At 39.3% G+C, this 20,644-nt stretch carries 21 protein-coding genes and 5 tRNA genes; 25 read left to right on the top strand and 1 reads right to left on the bottom strand.

The features are described 5' to 3' along the window. Window positions 1–21: 21 nt before the first annotated feature. Window positions 22–747: a Crp/Fnr family transcriptional regulator gene (locus tag Q0E20_RS03730; protein WP_295996505.1), complete on the bottom strand. Its 726-nt coding sequence runs from the start codon at window positions 745–747 to the stop codon at window positions 22–24. 310 nt (window positions 748–1,057) lie between these two features. Between Q0E20_RS03730 and hcp the strand changes: the two genes are divergently transcribed. The 25 genes from hcp to rplL all read left to right on the top strand — a co-directional run bounded on the left by hcp (window position 1,058) and on the right by rplL (window position 20,532). Beyond that, the gene (gene hcp / locus Q0E20_RS03735) at window positions 1,058–2,623 is read left to right on the top strand and encodes a hydroxylamine reductase (RefSeq protein WP_295996508.1); all 1,566 of its coding nucleotides are present in this window, start codon (window positions 1,058–1,060) and stop codon (window positions 2,621–2,623) included. Between the two features lie 196 nt (window positions 2,624–2,819). Continuing rightward, window positions 2,820–3,254 (top strand): hypothetical protein, encoded by a 435-nt coding sequence (locus tag Q0E20_RS03740; RefSeq protein WP_295996510.1) that lies wholly within the window; start codon window positions 2,820–2,822, stop codon window positions 3,252–3,254. 105 nt (window positions 3,255–3,359) lie between these two features. Then, window positions 3,360–4,022 carry an L-serine ammonia-lyase, iron-sulfur-dependent subunit beta gene (gene sdaAB / locus Q0E20_RS03745; protein ID WP_295996515.1) on the top strand — a complete coding sequence of 221 codons (663 nt, stop codon included), beginning with the start codon at window positions 3,360–3,362 and terminating at the stop codon, window positions 4,020–4,022. Between the two features lie 9 nt (window positions 4,023–4,031). Continuing rightward, window positions 4,032–4,904, top strand: a complete 873-nt coding sequence (gene sdaAA / locus Q0E20_RS03750) for an L-serine ammonia-lyase, iron-sulfur-dependent, subunit alpha (protein WP_295996558.1) — start codon at window positions 4,032–4,034, stop codon at window positions 4,902–4,904. 124 nt (window positions 4,905–5,028) lie between these two features. Then, entirely contained in the window at window positions 5,029–6,441 is a 1,413-nt protein-coding gene (locus Q0E20_RS03755; protein WP_295996517.1) for a CCA tRNA nucleotidyltransferase, read from the top strand. A gap of 21 nt (window positions 6,442–6,462) precedes the next feature. After that, window positions 6,463–8,418, top strand: coding sequence for a penicillin-binding transpeptidase domain-containing protein (locus Q0E20_RS03760; RefSeq protein ID WP_295996520.1), 1,956 nt, complete (start codon window positions 6,463–6,465; stop codon window positions 8,416–8,418). 136 nt (window positions 8,419–8,554) lie between these two features. Further along, window positions 8,555–9,397 carry a bifunctional 5,10-methylenetetrahydrofolate dehydrogenase/5,10-methenyltetrahydrofolate cyclohydrolase gene (locus tag Q0E20_RS03765; protein ID WP_295996523.1) on the top strand — a complete coding sequence of 281 codons (843 nt, stop codon included), beginning with the start codon at window positions 8,555–8,557 and terminating at the stop codon, window positions 9,395–9,397. Further along, window positions 9,375–9,716 carry a hydrogenase maturation nickel metallochaperone HypA gene (gene hypA / locus Q0E20_RS03770; RefSeq protein ID WP_295996527.1) on the top strand — a complete coding sequence of 114 codons (342 nt, stop codon included), beginning with the start codon at window positions 9,375–9,377 and terminating at the stop codon, window positions 9,714–9,716. Before Q0E20_RS03765 ends, hypA begins: the two co-directional genes overlap by 23 nt. 7 nt (window positions 9,717–9,723) lie before the next feature. Then, window positions 9,724–10,374 carry a hydrogenase nickel incorporation protein HypB gene (hypB, locus tag Q0E20_RS03775; RefSeq protein ID WP_295996529.1) on the top strand — a complete coding sequence of 217 codons (651 nt, stop codon included), beginning with the start codon at window positions 9,724–9,726 and terminating at the stop codon, window positions 10,372–10,374. Continuing rightward, entirely contained in the window at window positions 10,374–11,711 is a 1,338-nt protein-coding gene (locus tag Q0E20_RS03780; protein WP_295996533.1) for a hypothetical protein, read from the top strand. The genes hypB and Q0E20_RS03780 overlap by 1 nt, the downstream gene beginning before the upstream one ends. Window positions 11,712–11,737: 26 nt before the next feature. Further along, the gene (brxF, locus tag Q0E20_RS03785) at window positions 11,738–12,202 is read left to right on the top strand and encodes a BREX-3 system P-loop-containing protein BrxF (protein WP_295996536.1); all 465 of its coding nucleotides are present in this window, start codon (window positions 11,738–11,740) and stop codon (window positions 12,200–12,202) included. Window positions 12,203–12,554: 352 nt separating this feature from the next. After that, window positions 12,555–12,630: transfer RNA gene (locus Q0E20_RS03790), tRNA-Thr, on the top strand. A gap of 10 nt (window positions 12,631–12,640) precedes the next feature. Further along, window positions 12,641–12,725 (top strand) — tRNA-Tyr (locus Q0E20_RS03795). Between the two features lie 5 nt (window positions 12,726–12,730). Then, a tRNA-Met gene (locus Q0E20_RS03800) sits at window positions 12,731–12,806 on the top strand. Between the two features lie 30 nt (window positions 12,807–12,836). Further along, window positions 12,837–12,912 (top strand) — tRNA-Thr (locus Q0E20_RS03805). A 5-nt stretch (window positions 12,913–12,917) separates the two neighbouring features. Beyond that, window positions 12,918–12,994: transfer RNA gene (locus Q0E20_RS03810), tRNA-Met, on the top strand. Between the two features lie 241 nt (window positions 12,995–13,235). Beyond that, complete coding sequence (gene tuf / locus Q0E20_RS03815; RefSeq protein ID WP_295996539.1) at window positions 13,236–14,423, top strand: elongation factor Tu; 1,188 nt, start codon at window positions 13,236–13,238, stop codon at window positions 14,421–14,423. A gap of 174 nt (window positions 14,424–14,597) precedes the next feature. Further along, window positions 14,598–16,838, top strand: coding sequence for a nitric-oxide reductase large subunit (locus Q0E20_RS03820; protein WP_295996543.1), 2,241 nt, complete (start codon window positions 14,598–14,600; stop codon window positions 16,836–16,838). 302 nt (window positions 16,839–17,140) lie between these two features. Next, a complete protein-coding gene (gene rpmG, locus Q0E20_RS03825; RefSeq protein ID WP_004693530.1) occupies window positions 17,141–17,290 on the top strand; it encodes a 50S ribosomal protein L33 in 150 nt (49 codons plus the stop codon). Window positions 17,291–17,331: 41 nt separating this feature from the next. After that, a complete protein-coding gene (gene secE / locus Q0E20_RS03830) occupies window positions 17,332–17,553 on the top strand; it encodes a preprotein translocase subunit SecE (protein WP_005377007.1) in 222 nt (73 codons plus the stop codon). An 11-nt stretch (window positions 17,554–17,564) separates the two neighbouring features. Next, window positions 17,565–18,101, top strand: a complete 537-nt coding sequence (gene nusG / locus Q0E20_RS03835; protein WP_005377143.1) for a transcription termination/antitermination protein NusG — start codon at window positions 17,565–17,567, stop codon at window positions 18,099–18,101. Between the two features lie 99 nt (window positions 18,102–18,200). Continuing rightward, complete coding sequence (gene rplK, locus Q0E20_RS03840; RefSeq protein WP_004693535.1) at window positions 18,201–18,626, top strand: 50S ribosomal protein L11; 426 nt, start codon at window positions 18,201–18,203, stop codon at window positions 18,624–18,626. Between the two features lie 75 nt (window positions 18,627–18,701). Then, window positions 18,702–19,412, top strand: a complete 711-nt coding sequence (rplA, locus tag Q0E20_RS03845; RefSeq protein ID WP_295996548.1) for a 50S ribosomal protein L1 — start codon at window positions 18,702–18,704, stop codon at window positions 19,410–19,412. Window positions 19,413–19,586: 174 nt separating this feature from the next. Beyond that, window positions 19,587–20,093, top strand: coding sequence for a 50S ribosomal protein L10 (rplJ, locus tag Q0E20_RS03850; RefSeq protein WP_205096804.1), 507 nt, complete (start codon window positions 19,587–19,589; stop codon window positions 20,091–20,093). A gap of 70 nt (window positions 20,094–20,163) precedes the next feature. Next, window positions 20,164–20,532, top strand: a complete 369-nt coding sequence (gene rplL / locus Q0E20_RS03855; protein WP_295996555.1) for a 50S ribosomal protein L7/L12 — start codon at window positions 20,164–20,166, stop codon at window positions 20,530–20,532. Window positions 20,533–20,644 lie beyond the last annotated feature (112 nt).

Raw genomic sequence — 20,644 nt, forward strand, 5'->3', positions numbered from 1 at the left:
TGTGCTATATGCCAGTTTTGATTAATTGTTAAAGCCGAATTCTACAATTTGTTGAGGATCTAATAAGGTAACATGACGACCGTTAATTTCGATGATACCTTCATCACGTAATCTTCCTAGCTCACGGCTTAATGCAGTGCGTGAAACATTAAGGGCCTCGGCCATTTGTTCACGGTTGTGAGGTAATACAAGCTTTTCACTATGTTGCATTGTATAAATATCTGTAAGATACGCGTAAATTTTTTCACGCATACCTTTTAATGTTAAATAATGCACCTTTTTAGTAAGAAGTAATGCTTTTTCAGATAAGTCTTCTAATAGATTTGATAGAATTTTAATTTGGCATTGTTGGCAATCTGGTAATGTTTCAATAAATGTTTCTAATGGAATAAACATAATCTTAGTTGGTTTCGTTGCTTTAATAGTAGCTGGCCAAAGAGGTCGTTTGCTAAATAATAAGGCTTCCCCAAAGATAGAGGAGGCTTCTAAATTAGCCATGATAACTCGTTGACCTAGTACATTTTCCCGCGTAAGTAGAGCGCTGCCATCTAAAATAATACCAATACCTTCCATAGGATCTCCCGAAATAGCGATAAAGTCATTCTTTTTATAATCCATTATAATTACTTTTGCATTATGTAAGTAGTCCGTTAATTCTGGTATACCCAATGTATTGAATAAGGGACAGGTTGTTAAGACCGGCAGATATTGTTTAATAATATCGTTTGATAAAACTTGTTTGATCATTGGTGCCTCCTAATATATTGTATAGTTATTTTAACTTAAATTACACATCGCATGGTGTGACGATTCTTATAGGTAATTTGTAATAAATATTATATAATACTTAAATGTGCTCTTGTGAGCAACCTGTTCCAAAAGGGGAGTCAGGAAAAATTTAAAAAAGTTTTTGTTTGTTGCTCAAGCTACAGAAATTGTATCATCTTTACGGTATACTTTCAATGTAATCAATCAGAACCTGATGTTTATCAGTGTATCGTATAAGGTTTATAAAAATTAGCTTGAATGCGAGAAAGTCTCGCAAAGGAGGATTTAAATGAGCATGTTCTGTTATCAATGCGAACAATCTGCAGCTCCAGGCGGCTGTACTGTACAAGGTGTATGTGGTAAAACTGCACCAGTTGCTAATTTACAAGACGAATTAACTGCTGCTTTAGTTGGTTTAGCACGCGCTTTAGACGTAAAAGGCCAAACTAAAGAAGGCGTTGATTATTTAATGCGTGGTTTGTTTATGTGCGTAACAAACGTAAACTTTTCTGAAGACCGCGTTCAAGAATTCATTGACGAAGTAAATGCTTATCATACAAAAATCGATAGCGCAGCACAAAACTTTGATTGGGAACAATTGTGGAAAGGTGAAGAAGATATCGTATCCCTTCGTTCCACATTATTGTTAGGTATGCGTGGTATGGCTGCGTATGCTTGGCATGCTGCTCGCCTTGGTTTCCATGATGCTGATGTTGATGCATGGTTTATCAAAGGTCTTGTTGAATTCGCTAAAGATCATAGTGCTGAAGAATGGTTAAATTTGTTGATGGAATTCGGTCAAATCAACTTGAAATGTATGGCTGTTCTTGATAAAGCTAATACAGAAACATATGGTACTCCAGTACCAACTACAGTACCTTTGACTGTAGAACCAGGTCCTTTCATCGTTGTAACTGGTCATGACCTTCACGACTTGAAACAATTGTTGGAACAAACTGATGGTAAAGGCGTAAACATCTATACTCATGGTGAAATGTTACCTTGCCACGCGTACCCTGAATTGAAAAAACATCCTCAATTGAAAGGTAACTTTGGTACTGCATGGCAAAACCAACAAAAAGAATTCGTTGATGTTCCTGGCGCATTCTTATTTACTACAAACTGCATTATGCCACCAAAAGAAAACTACAAAGCTAATATCTTCACTACAGATATGGTAGGTTTCGACGGCTGTGCACACGTAGAAGAAAAAGAAGACGGCACTAAAGACTTTTCCGCTGTTATTAACCGTGCAATTGAATTGGGCGGCTATAAAGAAGCTCAAGAATTCACTGGTATCAACGGTGGTCACGAAGTAACAACTGGTTTCGGTCATGGTACAGTATTGGGTATTGCTGACAAAGTAATCGACGCTGTAAAAGCTGGCGCAATCAAACATTTCTTCTTAGTAGGTGGTTGTGACGGTGCTAAAGTGGGCCGTAACTACTATACAGATTTTGTAAAACAAACTCCAGATGATACTGTAGTATTGACATTGGCTTGTGGTAAATTCCGCTTCAACGACCTTAACATCGGTGAAATCGGTGGAATTCCTCGTATTCTTGATATGGGTCAATGTAACGATGCTTACTCCGCTATTCAAGTAGCAGTAGCTTTAGCTGGTGCCTTTGAATGTGACGTAAACGACTTGCCATTAACATTGGTATTGTCCTGGTACGAACAAAAAGCGGTATGTATCTTGTTAACATTGTTGGCATTGGGTATCCGCAACATTTACATCGGACCTTCCTTGCCTAAATTCTTCTCCAGCAATGTATTGAACATTTTGGTAGAAAAATTCAACTTGCATCCAATTACAACTCCAGAAGCTGATATGAAAGCTATCTTGGGCTAATCGGATTAAAACCTGATAACAGCGGCCTTGATCCCCTCTCTCTTATATGATTCGGGCTGTTGCTATATAAATTAGGCTATGCCATCTTCGGATGGTATAGCCTTTTTTGTCGTAATTATATACAATTGTATCAATGGAATATGTATACTTTACTTTATTAGGTTAAGAGTGCTATGGGATTTGGAGGGATGCAGTAATGGAACTTCAAGAAAGAATTGATGCTTTAGATTTATGGGATGAGATGCCATACTCATTAGAAATTAAAGATTTTGGTAATACTGTTATATTAGTATCGGAGTCTGCTGAAATTCGTTTTATTAATTGCGTAGAGATTTCAATTAAAAGTAGTCTTTTAGTTAAGAATAAATCCATGAAATTTCATAACTACCGTAATCATGAATATGATGTTCAGGATATTAGTGTAGAGCCGTGTGTTGTTACAATAGATGGAACCATGACTCATAATAAGAAAACAGTAACTCCAATCTTAAATGGTGTTAAGGCCAAAATTGATTTAACGGATGTATGGATTGAACTAATTGCTGTTGATTTCATAATTTATACTAAGGAGCAAGAAGAAAAATTAATCCAATCTAAGTTTAGCTATAAAGATGTTATTAAAGAGTGGTAGTTATGTTTGATAATCTATTATATATAGACAAGTCTCGATATTGATTGCTATACTATAGATAAGAATTAGATTATGTCTTTATTTATATATGCATAGAGGTTCATTATGAACAGTATTTTTGATATTATCGGCCCTGTTATGATAGGCCCATCTAGTTCGCATACCGCTGGTGCGGCGCGGCTTGGCAAGATGGCTCGTTGTATATTCGGGAATACGCCGGAAAAGGTAGAGATGACCTTGTATGGGTCATTTGCAAAAACATATAAAGGGCATGGTACAGATCGGGCCTTATTAGGTGGTTTGTTAGGCTTTAAAGAGGATGATAAACGTATCCGTAATGCGAAGGAACTCGCTGATGGAGCGGGTTTAGACTATACTTTCATCGAATCACCACTCGATATAGGACATCCGAATGTGGTTAAGTTTGATTTGTACGGCGATCATAATCGTCATATGTCCGTTGTAGGCCGTTCCATTGGTGGAGGCCAAATCATGATTACTGAGGTTGATGGTAATGATATGTCCATTACGGGCGATGAATTTACCCTTGTTGTATTCCATGAGGATAGACCAGGCGCTATTTCTCTTATTAGTCAGGCCTTGAGTGAATCGGACATTAACATTGCGTCCATGCGCGTATTTAGAAAGGGTAAATACAAGGACGCTGTTATGGTGATTACTACAGATTCCGTCGTCAACCCTATTACAGTACAATTTATGCGTGAATGCCCAGGCATCCAAGATGTGATGACCTTTGAAGCCCTATAGGAGGATATGATGAGTTACGAATATGAAACGATAGCTGATATTATCCGTCTTAGCGAAGACAACAACATATCATTTGGTGATGTTGTATTGCGCAGTGAATTGGAACAGTATGATCGTAGCGAAAGGGAAATTATTAAAGAAATTAAGCATAGATTAAGTATTTTTGAGTCTTCTATTCATGATGGATTACATCATTTGCAACGAACACAATCTAATATGTCTGGTGGCGATGCAGCTCGTTTGATGGAACGAAAACCGTTGTTTATGAGTGAAACTGCTTATAAAGCGATGGCCTATGCTATTGCCGTTAACGAAGCTAATGCTAAAATGTTCAGAATTGTGGCTTGTCCAACGGCTGGATCTTGTGGCGTTATGCCTGGGGTCATTCAGGCTGTAGCTGAACAGTACAAACTAGATAGTGATACCTTAGTGAAAGGATTTTTAGCCGCATCAGGTGTAGGAAATGTAGTGGCTAATCGTGCTTGTGTAGCCGGTGCGGTTGGTGGGTGTCAGGCCGAGATTGGTACGGCAGCATGTATGGCGGCTGCTGCTATTGTAGAAATGATGGGGGGGACTGCGCGTCAGGTAGGGCATGCCGTGTCATTGTGCATGAAAAATTTATTGGGTCTTGCCTGTGATCCTGTGGCAGGTCTTGTTGAGGTACCATGTGTGAAACGAAATGGTGTGTATGCTGTTCATGCAATCACGGCGGCTGAACTTGCTTTAGCTGGTATTGAAAGCCAAATTCCTACCGATGAGGTGATTGAAGCAATGAATAATATTGGGCGCGCTATGCCAGCAGCCCTTCGTGAAACCAGTGATGGTGGCTTAGCCGTTACTCAAACAGGTCTTGCCATAGCAGATAAGGTTCGCTCATTATAATTACATAATATATAAGGGTTCACTGTTATGAGTATAATCTGGGTTGTGCTTATAGTATGTGAGCCTTTTTTCATAACTCTATTTGTAGTACAATAAAAAGATAAATGGAAGGGAGGGTAGATGTATGGAACAGGCTATACGTTTGCTGACAATTTTAGAAGAAGCGGGCTTTGAGGCTTTCATCATTGGCGGTGCTGTGCGAGATATGCTCATGCATGTAAAGCCACACGATTTTGATATAGTTACATCTGCTCGTCCTGAACAGGTCATATCTATTTTAGGCGATGCGAATATTGAAACTACAGGAGTTATAGGTAAATCTTTTGGCGTAGTGGTGGCAATTGTAGATGGAAAACACTATGAAGTGGCTACTTATCGCAAGGAACGATATGGTGCAGATAGTCATCGTCCTGAAGAAATTATCTATGCAGATACACTGGAAGAAGATGTAAAACGTCGTGATTTTACTGTCAATGGTATGGCGATGAACCGTTATAAGGAGGTTATCGACTTCGTCGGTGGACGTCGCGATATTAAGCATAAAGTTTTGCGCACTATCGGGAATCCAGAGGAACGGTTTCAAGAGGATGCACTGCGGCTATTTAGAGCTTGTCGATTTATTGCAAAGCTTGATTTTCTTCCGGATAAAGCTCTATTAGATGCGATGCCTAAAGCGTTTCATCGTGTATCCGGGCTTTCACTGGAACGGGTGCGTAATGAGTTAGATCGTTTGCTGTTGGAACCAGCGGTTGCGAAAGGGCTCGATGTGCTCGTTCAATCTCGCTTGGCAGAATGTTCGTGCCGTGTCGTTGAAAATGGGAAGATTAAAGAGGTTCCTATATTGCCAGAGCTATACCACCTAGTGGGACTACCCCAAGAGAAGGCGTTTCACGAATTTGATGGATGGTATCATACACTGGCTGTCGTATCGGAAACGAAACCTGATTTGACACTTCGTTGGGGCGCTTTATTACATGATGTGGCAAAGGGCATGCCTACTATTAGACAAGTTATCAATGGACGTTATACCGATCGAGGTCATGATAATTTAGGTGCACAGATGGCCTATAACCTATTGCTTCGTCTCGGCTATAATAAGAAATTTGCCAGTCGCGTGTCGTGGATCGTGAAAAATCACATGCGTTTTCATTTTTTTGTGCAAAATGAAGAAGCAGATGAGAAAAAGTGGATGCGTAAAGAAATTCGTAGCGGTGAGTTTAGAGATAGTCAAAGTATGCGTGAAGCCTGGTTGCAATTGGCGGAGGTTTGTGCTGCTGATGTTCTTGGTTGTGGTAAGCCATACTCTGTTACGGATGGTACATTGGCATTTGGGGAGTGCATGGCTGATTTAAGCCTAGAAATGCCTGTACATACAAAAGATTTAAATTATGATAAACGAGTTCTAGAAGCCTGTGGCGCTAATGTAGCAAAAGGGTTACAATATTTGATGCAACAGGTACAAAATGGTGTTGTTAACAATACACCGGATGATTTATATGAAGCGCTTATTCATAAGTTGCAGCGGTCGTCAAAGTAATATGTTTAGTGGGAGACCATAATGAATATTTCAGGGAATGATAATAAGCGAATAGAATATACGGTTCGAGTTCTACTGTGTATTGCCGTCGTTTTGATGGGGCGTTTATTCTTTTTACAAATTATAGATAAGTCTGATTTGCAGGCAAAGAATTTAAGTCAAGTACAGGTAGATAGAAAATTACAATCTCCTCGTGGTACGATTTATGACCGCAATGGGCGTCCATTAGCCATGAGTGTGGTTACAAAATCTTTATATGCGGATCCGAAGATGATTAAACAATCACCTAATGAAATTGCTGAGCTTATCGCTCCTTACGTGACGATGTCTAAAGATAATATTGTAAAATCTTTGCAAGAGGATACTGCATTTGTATGGCTTGATCGTATGATGGAACCAGAAAAATCGAAAGCTGTAGCTCAACTGATTAAAGATAAGAATTTAGAAGGGCTTAACTTTGTAGAAGAATCTAAACGATATTATCCTAATGGTAATTTAGCTGCACAAGTGCTCGGCTTTGTTGGTACCGATGACAAGGGCCTTGATGGACTTGAAATGGTACTAGATGATGAATTAAAGGGTGGTATTCAAAAAGAATTAGTGGCAACAGATAGAAAAGGGAATGCTATCTTTGGTTCTGTTCTATCTAAGTATTTACCTGATAAAGGCAAAAGTGTAACCTTAACAATTGATGCAAGCATTCAATTTATTGCGGAACGTGCTCTTGATAAGGCTATGGAGGATACAGGGGCTAAGCACGCTAGCGTTATCGTTATGGATCCTAAAACGGGTGAGATTTTGGCGATGGCAAACCGCCCAACCTATGATCCAAATCATTATAATCAAGGTACAGAGGAAGATTTTAAAAATATTGCAGTAACAAATTTGTATGAACCAGGTTCTACATTTAAGCCAATTATTGCATCTGCTGCATTAGCATCTGGTAAATGGAAATTAGATCAAGTGTATAACGATAAAGGCTCATTTGTAGCGAATGGACATGTCATGCAGAATTGGAATGGCGAAGGATATGGATATGGGCCTGTTCGATTGATTGATATTTTGAAGTTTTCCATCAATACAGGTATGGCTGAAATCGGTACGACTACAGGCGCAGATATATTATCAAAATATGTACGTAATTATGGCTTCGGTTCTAAGACCGGTATAGAATTACCTGGTGAAGGCGATGGTATCTTATATGATCCTGATGATATGAGTAAACTTGATGTAGCAACTATGTCTATAGGGCAAGGGATTGCAGTTACACCATTGCAAATGGTTCGTGCTTTTGGCGCTATAGCTAATGGTGGCAGCATGATGAAACCACATATTGTTAAATCTTACAGCAATATAAAAGGTGAGGTAACGAGTACTACTGACCCTGAAGTGGTAGGGCAACCAATACCAGAAGAAACAGCTAAAACGATTGCGGATATTCTTGAAAAAGAAGTATCTGAAGGTGGCGGTACTAAAGCGATGGTTGAAGGTTATCACTTTGGGGGTAAAACAGGGACTGCTGAAAAGTTAGACACCAAAAATGGCGGCTATTTAGCAGGACGTTATATCGTATCCTTTATTGGCTTTGGACCAGTAGAAGATCCTAAATTTGTCGTACTCGTTGCCATCGATGATCCTAAAAAAGGTTCTCTCTATGGTAGTCAACTTGCGGCGCCAGTATTTAAAAATATCGTGTCTCAATTAGTACGTTATTATCAGATGTCACCATCTGTTAAGGATGGCGCTACTGTGGCAACTACACCATCAGCAACACTTCCTGCAGTAAAACCTAATAGTGATGGTAGTGTAGTATTGCCAGACTTTAGAGGTTATACATTTGGGGCGGTACGAGACTGGTTACATACAGCTGGGTTATACTTTAAACCAGATGGTACAGGAAAGGCGATTTCACAAGAACAATTACCTGGAACTGTGGTGTCGCCGGGAACGCCGATTGTTGTTCAATTTAGTCATTAGTATGCATTTAGATGACTGCAACTATAGACAAATCGTTATATAATAGAATAAGAGAAAACTAAAGGTGCCTCTATAGGCACCTTTTTACATGAATTTATATGAGGCTTATCTTAGAGATAATGAAATGGAGATATACATGATTGAATTACGCGGTAAAGCTGTGGCTGATGCACATAAATCAATTTTACAAGAAAAGATGGCGGGTCTAGAATCCGGGACAATTACAATGGCTGTATTGCTTGTTGGTGATGATCATGGCGCTAACATGTACGCGGACTTCATGGAGAAAACGGCCAAAAATTTTGGCTATGGTTTCGTGCGTAAGCAATTACCAAGCACGGCTACGCATGAGGAAGTATATGATGCATTGATGTCCCTGAATCATGATGATGCAGTTCATGGTATATTGCCACTTATGCCGATGCCCAAACAAATCAATACAGAAAAATTAATTGATGCATTGGATCCTAACAAAGATATTGATGGACTGACTACTTATAATATTGGTCTTGTAACGGCTGGTAAAGGTGGCTTTGCTCCTTGTACAGCGAAAGCTTGCTTGGCCATACTAGATCATTATGGTCTTTCTTTAGAAGGAAAACATGTTGTCGTTATTGGTCGAAGCCAAGTTATTGGTAAACCTGTAGCCTTGATGTCTCTTGAGCGACATGCGACTGTATCTATCTGTCATTCTCGGACAGCTGATTTGGCGTACCATGTAAAACAAGCCGATATCGTCATTGCCGCGGCAGGTCGGGCTCATATGATTACAGCAGATATGGTGAAAGATGGTGCTATTGTTATCGATGTGGGCATTAATGAGTTAGATGGAAAAACAGTAGGTGACGTTGATTATGATGCCGTGAGTTCAGTTGCATCGGCCATGACGCCTGTGCCTGGTGGTGTTGGTTCTGTTACAACGACGATGATGCTAGAATCTGTTTACGAGGCGTATCATGCACGAAATGTCAATCGCTGAGGGAATTTTAGACATTGCCTTAGAGACAATGAAAAATAATGATGCATCTAGTATTCATTCAGTGCAGCTTGATTTGGGCTTGATGAGTGGTGTAGAACCTGATGCACTTTTGTTTTGTTGGGATGCCGTTACAAAGGGAACCCCTGCAGAAAATTCAAAAATAGATATTCATACTATTCCTATTAAGGGTCAATGTTTAGATTGTGATGCGGTGTTTGATGTACAAAATTATAAGTTCATCTGTCCCCGTTGTGAAAGCCATTTTGTGAATACCGTTGGTGGTCGTGAATTACAAGTAACGTCTATTGATATAGATTGAGGTATATATGCAAGTAGAAGTAAAAACAAATGTGTTGGCGAAAAATGATGCTATAGCATCGTCATTACAACAATTATTTAAAGAAAAGAATATATTTGTCTTTAATTTAATGGGATCTCCTGGGGCCGGAAAAACCTCCTTGCTAGAAGCAACACTTCAAGATTTGGTGAAAGACTATAAATTAGCTGTCATTGAAGGTGATTTATTCACTTCTAAGGATGCAGAACGTATTCATGCTCTTGGTGTTCCTGTTATACAAATCAACACCGTTGGAGGCTGTCATCTAGATGCTAATATGATTCAGGATGCTATATCAGATCTAAATCTTGATGAACTCGATATGATAGTTATTGAGAATGTAGGTAATTTAGTGTGTCCTGCTGAGTTTGATATTGGTGAGGCGATGAAGATTACTGTTTTATCTGTTACAGAAGGTGAAGATAAACCGTTAAAATATCCTCTTATTTTTAAGGAATCAAAAGCTGTATTACTTAATAAGATTGATTTATTGCCATATGTACCATTCGATAAAGATAAAGCAATTAAAGATATTCATAATTTAAATCCTCAAGGTCATATATTTGAAATTAGCTGCACTGCTAAGGACGGATTAGTACCTTGGTTAACATGGATTAGAGAACAAATGGAGAAACGTTAATGAAACATATGTTATCTCGTACAGCATTGATGATGGCCGTGTTAAGTGCTTTGGGCACTATGTCAGTTGGGGCTGTTGATGCAGGACCAACAATACCGGCAGTTAAGAATGCTGTAGCTGTTGTGAAAGTTCCTGCTACCGATGAATCATCTAAAACGGGATGGTTAGCAGAACAGTTAGCAGTTACTGCTTTTGGCGATTCCTTACAATATTGGCAGGCTGCTAGTGAAAATGATGGTGTTATGCCTCAAGATTCAAAGAATAATCTGGCGGACATAGGTCGTTCTTATACATCTAATAATTTACCAGCTCTTGGTGATGAGGATGATTATAGTTTGGCACAGAAGTCTGATGCTGATGATAATAAAAGTGTTGGACCGGTATATCGTGTAGGGGATGTGTATGTACCTAGTGCATCTACACAAAAGACTGTGAAGGGTGTATTCACAACATATCATGAAAAAGATATGGATATAACTGTATATACAGGACCAGATAAATCTCGTTTAGTGGATAATCAGTTACGTGGACAAGGTGTTACCTATTTTTATCCCGTTGGAACGATTACTAATTTGCATACGACTGATAAGAGTTTGGTTACGATTCGTGATATCGGCGTAGGCAGTTCGCGTATGGAAATGATTTTCTCTTATGGAAGTCCTAATGCGATGTGGCGTAATAAGTCCGATGAATCTTACATCTTTTTATATGAAGGTCATTCTGAAAATTCATGGCCTGAAAAAAAGGGATTTTCTTCTTCGGTAGCGAATACAAATAATAACAGCCAATCACCAGATACTATTCAAGATGGAAAATCCTATGTGGCTTTTACCATTAAAAATAATACGGTAGAGGCTGTTGATATTTTAGATGGACAGGTTTGGTCTCGTTTTGGATTGCCTAAGGCATCTATGTATTCTTTCCATGCAGGTCAGCTATCAGAAGATGACTTTGTATTGCGTGGGTTGCATTTGAATCAACATTTTATAAATGATGCGGATGGTGAATGGCGAACTCAAGGCATGCTGTTTGGATCTACTTTCATAGGTTACAATGAATACGGCGTTAGTGTAGATGATAAATCACTTATTAATCGAGTTTTGCTAAATATTTATACACCAACACGTCGAGGCATTTCTATGGGAGACACTAAATATTTATTACTCTTTGTATATGGTATGCCAACACGGATTGTAGAATCTACCACTAGTACGGGAACAGCTACGGTCTATGAATATAAAAATCCAAGGTCGAATAACTCTTATTTACAGTTCGCCTTAGATGAAAAAAATCAATATATCAAATCAGTGATGTTGTCTGACCGACCTGTTAAGTAGGTCATCTTAAATGAGGAGGTAAGGATATGGTTACTGTACAAGATGTAAAAGAACGTTGGGAACAAATTCAAGATAGTGATGAACGTATATTGTTTGTTGTTGGCGGTCCTGGTTCTGGTAAAAGCTTATTGATTCGTGAATTATCTGAGCAAAAAGGGTGGAAATATTTAGAGGCGAAACAACTTATTGAAGAAGAATTTTTGTTAGTGCCTCGTGACGAACGACCAAAACTTGCCGAAGAAGTGATTCGTCGTGCGTTGAGCCGTAGTAATACTGAGGTAGTTCTTATTGATGGTATTAATGTGTTGTTTGCACCAATCTTAAATTTGAATCCTCTTGAACTATTGAAGACAATTAGTAAAACATATCCAATAGTAGTTGGTTGGCGTGGGCATCTTGAAGGTGATCAATTGTACTTAGAGCATAATAATGATCCGAAACATGCAGTTGTAACAATAACTAAACCTGAGCGTGTTTTAGTTATTGATTAATAAAATAGTAGATAAGTAGATATTAAATTGATGAGGGCGTTATATATTTCTATGGCATATTTTATATATGTAAATGTTGGTGATATTGCAGGAATATATAGTAGCCCTCGTTTTGTATGGGTTAAAATGCTTAATAGTTTTTAGAATAAAAATATTGTCATATATTCTTTCCTATGAGGAAAGAATGAAGTTTGAAGAATTTAAAAAAAATACTTGCGTCGAAAAAACTTTCATGATATATTGATATAGCACTAAGGGAGACCACAGTGAACGAAATAAAGCTTATAAAAAGTTTTAAAAAGTTCTTGACACTTAGTGAGGCAAATGTTAAAATACATCTTGTCGTAATGATGCTGGCGTAGCTCAATAGGTAGAGCAGCTGACTTGTAATCAGCAGGTTGTGGGTTCAATTCCTATCGCCAGCTCCATTTTATTTGTGGAGGGATTCCCGAGCGGCCAAAGGGAGCAGACTGTAAATCTGCCGTCTTCGACTTCGAAGGTTCGAATCCTTCTCCCTCCACCATTTATAGCGGGGTGGAGCAGTTGGTAGCTCGTCGGGCTCATAACCCGAAGGTCGCAGGTTCAAGTCCTGTCCCCGCAACCATAAGATCACAGTGAAGTGAACGTTCATTGTGCTGGTGTAGCTCAGTCGGCAGAGCGTATCCTTGGTAAGGATAAGGTCACCGGTTCAATCCCGGTCACTAGCTCCATACATGGCGGCATAGCTCAGTTGGCTAGAGCAATCGGTTCATACCCGGTGTGTCCGCGGTTCAAATCCGTGTGCCGCCACCATTTAACCTCACATTGTGAGGCTTTTTTTGTATCTGATATAGATCCAATATAAATATATATAATTATAATTTTTACATCCTCTATTGGGATGTAAATTTGGTTTGTTTAGGGCTTTTATGGAGTATGTTATAATATGATATAATGGATTTTAGAAATGTATATTCCATTGATTAAATTAAATTATTATATTATAGTATTACTATAAAAGTATTTTGTTTTTGTGAAGGAGGATATAATCCTAATGGCAAAAGAAAAATTTGAACGTACGAAACCGCATGTTAATATCGGTACAATCGGTCACGTTGACCATGGTAAAACTACTTTGACTGCTGCAATCACTAAAGTATTGGCTGAAAAAGGTCAAGCTGAATTCCAAGATTACAGCAATATCGATAAAGCTCCAGAAGAACGTGAACGTGGTATCACAATCAACACTGCACACGTTGAATACGAAACTGCTAATCGTCACTATGCACACGTTGACTGCCCAGGCCATGCTGACTATGTTAAAAACATGATCACTGGTGCGGCTCAAATGGACGGCGCTATCTTGGTATGTTCCGCAGCTGACGGCCCTATGCCTCAAACTCGTGAACACATCTTGTTGGCTCGCCAAGTTGGTGTTCCTGCAATCGTAGTATTCTTGAACAAAGCTGACATGGTTGACGACGAAGAATTGATCGAATTGGTAGAAATGGAAGTTCGTGAACTTCTTTCTTCCTACGAATTCCCTGGCGACGAAGTACCTATCATTGTAGGTTCCGCTTTGAAAGCTTTGGAAGGCGATGCTCAATACGTAGCTAAAATCGACGAATTGATGGATGCTGTAGATTCCTACATCCCAACTCCAGTTCGTGATACTGATAAACCTTTCTTGATGCCTGTGGAAGACGTTTTCACAATCACTGGTCGTGGTACAGTAGCAACTGGCCGTGTTGAACGTGGTCAAGTAAACGTTGGTGACACTGTAGAAGTTGTAGGCTTGAAAGAAAAAGCTGAACAATACGTTGTAACTGGCCTTGAAATGTTCCGTAAAACTTTGGATTCTGCAGTAGCAGGCGACAACGTTGGTGCATTGCTTCGTGGTGTTGACCGTAAAGACATCGAACGTGGTCAAGTATTGGCTAAACCAGGTTCCATCAACCCACACACAAAATTCAAAGCAGAAGTATACGTTTTGACTAAAGAAGAAGGTGGCCGTCATACTCCATTCTTCTCTAACTACCGTCCACAATTCTACTTCCGTACAACAGACGTAACAGGTGTTGTAAACCTTCCTGAAGGTGTAGAAATGTGTATGCCTGGCGATAACGTAACAATGGAAATCGAATTGATTACTCCAATCGCCATTGAAGAAGGTCTTCGTTTCGCAATCCGCGAAGGTGGCCATACAGTAGGCGCAGGTGTTGTAACTGAAATTGAAGGTTAATTCATAATCTTTGTAGTAAATAGGACCCCAATTGGGGTCCTATTTTTGTATTAATTTATATATTGTTTGTTGTATTTGTAACCAGAGATACAGAATCATTCTACTAATAGTGCTACTATAATCTCAAGGAGGGCAAAGACCCTCTTTTTGTGTTTTTATAGAAAAGGAGGTAATATGATGGGTGAATACAAAAAGTATTGGATAGCCGTAGTAGCCGTTCTTATTATTGGTTTCTCAATTCTTGGTTATCTAGGTGCTGATGTTTATCATCAAGCACCGCCAGTGCCGACTGCATATGTATCTCAAGATGGACAGGTCTTGTTCACTAAGGACGATATTTTACATGGTCAATCGGCATGGCAATCTACAGGTGGTCAATCGGTAGGGACCGTTTTAGGTCATGGCGCATATCAAGCGCCTGACTGGACAGCAGATTGGTTACATAAAGAAGTATCCGTGATGTTGGATATTAAATCCCAAGAGGTCTTTGGCGTTCTTTATGATCAATTGGGGCCTGCACAACAAGCAGCTGTTAAAGAAGTTGTGAAAAAAGAGTATTTAGGTAGTGCAGTCCGTGAAGATGGAACTGTTGTCTTATCTCCAGAACGAATTACGGCAATGAATTTAACTGGTCGTTATTTTGTTGAGTTGTACGGTGATAATCCTGATTTAACATTGACTCGTGATCATTTTGCGATGAAGGATAATACACTACCTGAGTTACAAGATCGCATTGATATGGCACGCTTCTTCTTCTGGACTACTTGGATGGCATCTACGCAACGTCCTGGTACAGATGCAACGTATACAAACAACTGGCCACATGAACCTTTGTTGGATCATAACCCTACACCTGAAAGTATCGCATGGTCTGTTGTGAGTGTTATTATCTTATTATGTGGCATTGGTGTAGTCGTATGGCTATGGTCCTTTAGTAAAAAGGATGATGAGCATGCATTGGTTCCGCCAACAGAAGATCCAATTAGCAAGATCACGTTAACGCCATCTCAACGTGCATTAGGTAAATATTTGTTTACTATCCTAGCATTGTTCTTATTTCAATTGGGTATGGGTGGAATTATTGCCCACTATACTGTAGAAGGTCAAGCGTTCTATGGTATTCCATTGGCTCAATATTTCCCTTATTCTATTGCGCGTACATGGCATATTCAAGCGTCCTTATTCTGGATTGCTATGGCATTCTTAAGCGCTGGTTTATTCTTGGCACCAATTATTAATGGTGGTAAGGATCCTAAATATCAAAAGTTAGGTGTAGATATTTTATTCTGGGCGCTTGTAGTTCTCGTTGTTGGTTCTTTTGCTGGCACATATTTAGGTGTAGCGCATCAAATTCCAGCAGCATGGAACTTCCTTCTCGGACACCAAGGGTACGAGTATATAGAACTGGGCCGTATATGGCAATGGATTGAATACATTGGTATTTTATTCTGGCTTGTACTCATGATACGCAGCATTATTGGCGCCTTCAAACAAAAGGGGGACAAAAACCTTATTGCTGCCTTTATCTTCTCCGTTATCATGGTAGGTATCTTCTATGGTCCTGGTTTATTCTACGGTGAGCATAGCCACTTGGCAATTATGGAGTACTGGCGTTGGTGGGTAATTCATCTTTGGGTAGAAGGCTTCTTCGAAGTATTCTCTACTACATTGATGGCATTTATCTTTGTTACACTAGGGCTTGTATCATATCGTGTTGGTACAGTTGCAGCAATTTCCTCTGGTGCTATTTATCTCATCGGTGGTATTCCTGGTACATTCCATCATCTATACTTTACAGGTGTTACATCTACTATTGTGGCTACAGGCGCATCTTTCTCCGCACTAGAAGTAGTTCCGCTTGTACTATTAGGTTATGAAGCCTTTGAAAACTATACACGTCTTCACAGCGCACCTTGGATGCATCGTCTAAAATGGCCTGTATATTGTTTTATTGCAGTATCTTTCTGGAATCTAGTAGGAGCAGGGGTATTTGGCTTCTTGATCAATATGCCTGTATCCTTATTCTATATCCAAGGCCTTAATACGACTGCAGTACATGCGCATACCGCATTGTTCGGCGTATATGGTTTCTTAAGCTTAGGCTTTGTATTTCTTATTGCACGTTATATTCGACCTGAAGTGGAATTCAACGATAAATTGATGAGATTTGGGTTCTGGGCTCTCAATATAGGTCTTGCATTAATGGTACTTATAAGCTTGTTGCCAATAGGTCTTATTCAAGCATGGGCAAGTATTACACATGGCTTGTGGTTTGCACGTAGTGAAGAATTCATGCAACAACCATTGTTACAAAATTTACGTTGGGCTCGTTTAATTGGCGATACCATCCTAATCGTTGGTGCAGTAGCGTTTTTCTGGCAAATTGTGAAAGTTCTGTTTGCAAAGAAGTCTTAAACTCAAAATAAGCTATATGACATGTATTAAAGAGTATTAATGGTTTATATATTTGTATGAGTCAATAACATAAAATATATGAAAAATATGTGACATTTTAGTGCCGTTTTAATGGCGTTCCTTTCTAGACAAGGAACGCCATTTTTTGTTATACTATCCCTGTCAGGTACATGTACCTGGCTTTTTTGAGTTGCTTAAAATCTTGACATTGCTAGACACATATGATATTATTCATTAGTATGTAGTCGAGCGTTTTCGAGTACAAGAGACTTATTAGTAAATATAAAGCGAGGTGTGTCCGGATGCGTAATGCCATTACTTTAGCTTGCACAGATTGCAAACAACGTAATTACCAAACGAACAAGAATAAGAAAAACAATCCTGATCGTATTGAAATGATGAAATATTGCAAATTCTGCGGTAAACATACATTACACCGTGAAACAAAATAATTCTTATCATTCATTACCTGTTGATTTGAGGATGTGAACAAATGGCAAAGTCTAACTCAGCAGTACAACAACGTGGCGGATTTGGTAAATTTTTCCGCGGCGTAAAGGCTGAACTGAAAAAAGTAGTCTGGCCAACAAGAAAAGAGCTCATTAATTACACAATTGTAGTATTTTTGGTAACTATTTTTATCGCTTTACTCATTTATGTATTTGATGCGATTTTTGCTCAACTTATTAATATGTTGTTGCGGATTGTTGGATAGGGGGCCATTACATGGAAGCAGATAAGAAGTGGTATGTAATTCATACCTATTCAGGCTACGAAAATAAAGTTAAAACCACTTTAGAACTTAAGGTTCAATCTATGGGGTTACAAGATGTAATTAGTAGAATTCTAGTTCCTCTTGAAGATGAAATAGATGAAAAAGATGGGGTTAAAAAAGTAGTAAAACGTAAAATATTTCCTGGGTACGTATTGGTTGAAATGGAAGTTAACGATCGTTCTTGGTATGTTGTACGTAACACACCAGGTGTAACAGGTTTCGTTGGCTCTGCTACTAAACCAGTTCCACTTTCTGATTCCGAAGTAGAACATATACTTAAGTCTCAGGGCTTGGATAAGAAACCAACAATCAACGTCGATGTAGAGGTTGGTGAAACGGTACGCATTACATCCGGTGCCTTTGAAGATAGACTAGGTGTTATTACCGAAATTAACCCTGAAAAAGGAACATTGAAACTCAATGTAGAAATGTTCAATCGAGATACAGAGGTAGAGGTAGAGTTTTCTCAAGTTGAAAAAGCTCTTTAATATATAAATATAACTCTAAAAGAGCAATCGATTTTGGTTGCAGTGGGAGGATGTTTATCCGTTACCACCACAGTAGAATCATAGGAGGTTTAATTACCCATGGCTAAGAAATTAGTTAAACAAGTAAAACTACAAATTGAAGCCGCTAAAGCTACTCCAGCACCACCAGTTGGTCCTGCATTAGGTCAAGCAGGCGTTAACATCGTTGCTTTCACAAAAGAATTCAACGAACGTACTGCTAAACAAGCTGGCTTGATTATTCCAGTAGTTATTAATGTATATGAAGATCGTAGCTTCGACTTCATCACTAAGACTCCACCAGCTGCAGTATTGTTGAAAAAAGCTGCAGGTATCCCAAAAGGATCTGGTGTACCTAACCGTGATAAAGTAGCTAAAGTAGGTCGCGATAAAGTTCGTGAAATTGCTGAGTTGAAAATGCCTGACTTGAATGCTAATACTGTAGAACAAGGTATGCGCATGGTAGAAGGTACTGCTCGTAGCATGGGCATTGAAATCGTTGACTAATAAGCGTACGACTTGCGCATAAGCGCAAATCGGTGGGAGGGAATTCCCGTTTGACCACATAAGGAGGATATTATAATGGCAAAAGTAGGTAAGAAATACGCTGAAGCAGTAAAACTTATTGAAGCTGGTAAGTTCTACGAACCAGCTGAAGCAATTGAGTTAGTTAAGAAAACTGCAACTGCAAATTTCGATGAAACAGTTGAAATCGCTTTCAACTTGAATGTCGACCCTAAATACGCTGATCAACAAGTTCGTGGTGCAGTAGTATTGCCTCATGGTACAGGCAAAACTAAACGCGTTCTTGTGTTCGCTAAAGGCGACAACATTAAAGTAGCTGAAGAAGCTGGCGCTGATTTCGTAGGTTCTGAAGAATTAGTAGCTAAAATCCAAGGTGGCTGGAGCGACTTCGACGTAGTAGTTGCTACACCAGACATGATGGGTCAAGTAGGCCGCCTTGGTAAAATTTTGGGTCCTAAAGGCTTGATGCCAAACCCTAAAGTTGGTACTGTAACTCCAGATGTTGCTCGTGCAGTAAACGAAATCAAAGCTGGTAAAATCGAATACCGTACTGATAAAGCAGGTATCATTTCTTGCTCTATCGGTAAAGCGTCTTTCGATGGTGAAAAATTACTTGACAATTACCGTACAATCGTTGATACTATTATCAAGGCTAAACCTGTAGCAGCTAAAGGTCAATACATTAAATCTGTAACCTTGTCCGCTACAATGGGCCCTGGTGTGCCTTTGAACGTGTTCAAATTGAGCAACGTAACCAAAGAGCAATAATCACATATGTCTCTTAGCTGTAGACGGCTGGTATGTATAATGGATGAAAATCCGCCCGCTGAGGCTGACACTAGAACAACCTAGGACTAGTTACGACCTCATCGTGTGCGATGAGGTCGTTTTTACGCTAAGATAGTACATAGAGCACCACAAAATCTATAAGGAGGTAATCTAATGGCTGTCACTGAATCAAAAAAAGCAATTGTTGCTCAAATGAAAGAAACTCTTTCTGAAGCAAAAGGTGCTGTATTGATTGGTTACTCTGGTTTGACTGTTGCGCAAGCAACTGATCTTCGTCGCAAAATGTTGGCTGAAGGTGTTGAATACAAAGTAATCAAAAATACTTTGACTCGCATTGCTGCAAACGAATTGAATCTTGAAGGTTTCGCTGAGCATTTAGAAGGTCCAACTGCATTGGCTACTTCTAAAGAAGATGCTGTTGCACCTGCTCGTGTAATCGAACAATTTATCAAAGCTACAGAACAAGAAGTTGTTACTGTAAAAGCTGGTATCGTTGAAGGTGAAGTTATGGACGCTGCAGGCGTTAAAGCAATTGCAAGCCTTCCAAACCGCGAAGGTATGCTTTCTATGTTGCTTTCCGTATTGCAAGCACCTGTTCGCAACGTTGCATACGCTGTCAAAGCTGTTGCAGACGCTCAACCAGCAGAAGCTGCAGAATAATTATTTCTGCGAATTACTCATTGGTCGCTTAAGACTGATACAATAAACTATTTTATGGAGGAAAATTAAAATGGCATTGAACATTGAAAACATCGTTGCTGAATTAAAAGAAGCAACTATTCTTGAACTTAATGATCTTGTAAAAGCAATCGAAGAAGAATTTGGCGTAACTGCAGCAGCTCCTGTAGCTGTAGCAGCTGCTGGTGGTGCTGACGGCGGCGCTGCTAAAGATTCCTTCGACGTAATCTTAAAAGATGCTGGCGGATCCAAAATCAACGTAATCAAAGTTGTTCGTGAAGCAACTGGTCTTGGCTTGAAAGAAGCTAAAGCTATCGTTGACGGCGCTCCTGCACCTGTAAAAGAAGGCGTAGCTACTGATGCAGCTGAAGCTTTGAAAGCTCAATTGGAAGAAGCTGGCGCAACTGTAGAATTGAAATAATTCTAGCTATAGTAAAAGGCGTACCTTTGGGTACGCCTTTTTTGCGTTCTGATTACTGTGAAATGACTCTGTATAAAATTGATATTAAAAAGCGTGCCCCGAAGGACACGCT

This window comes from uncultured Veillonella sp. (genome assembly GCF_934230905.1).
In the GTDB taxonomy this organism is placed as follows: Bacteria; Bacillota; Negativicutes; order Veillonellales; family Veillonellaceae; genus Veillonella.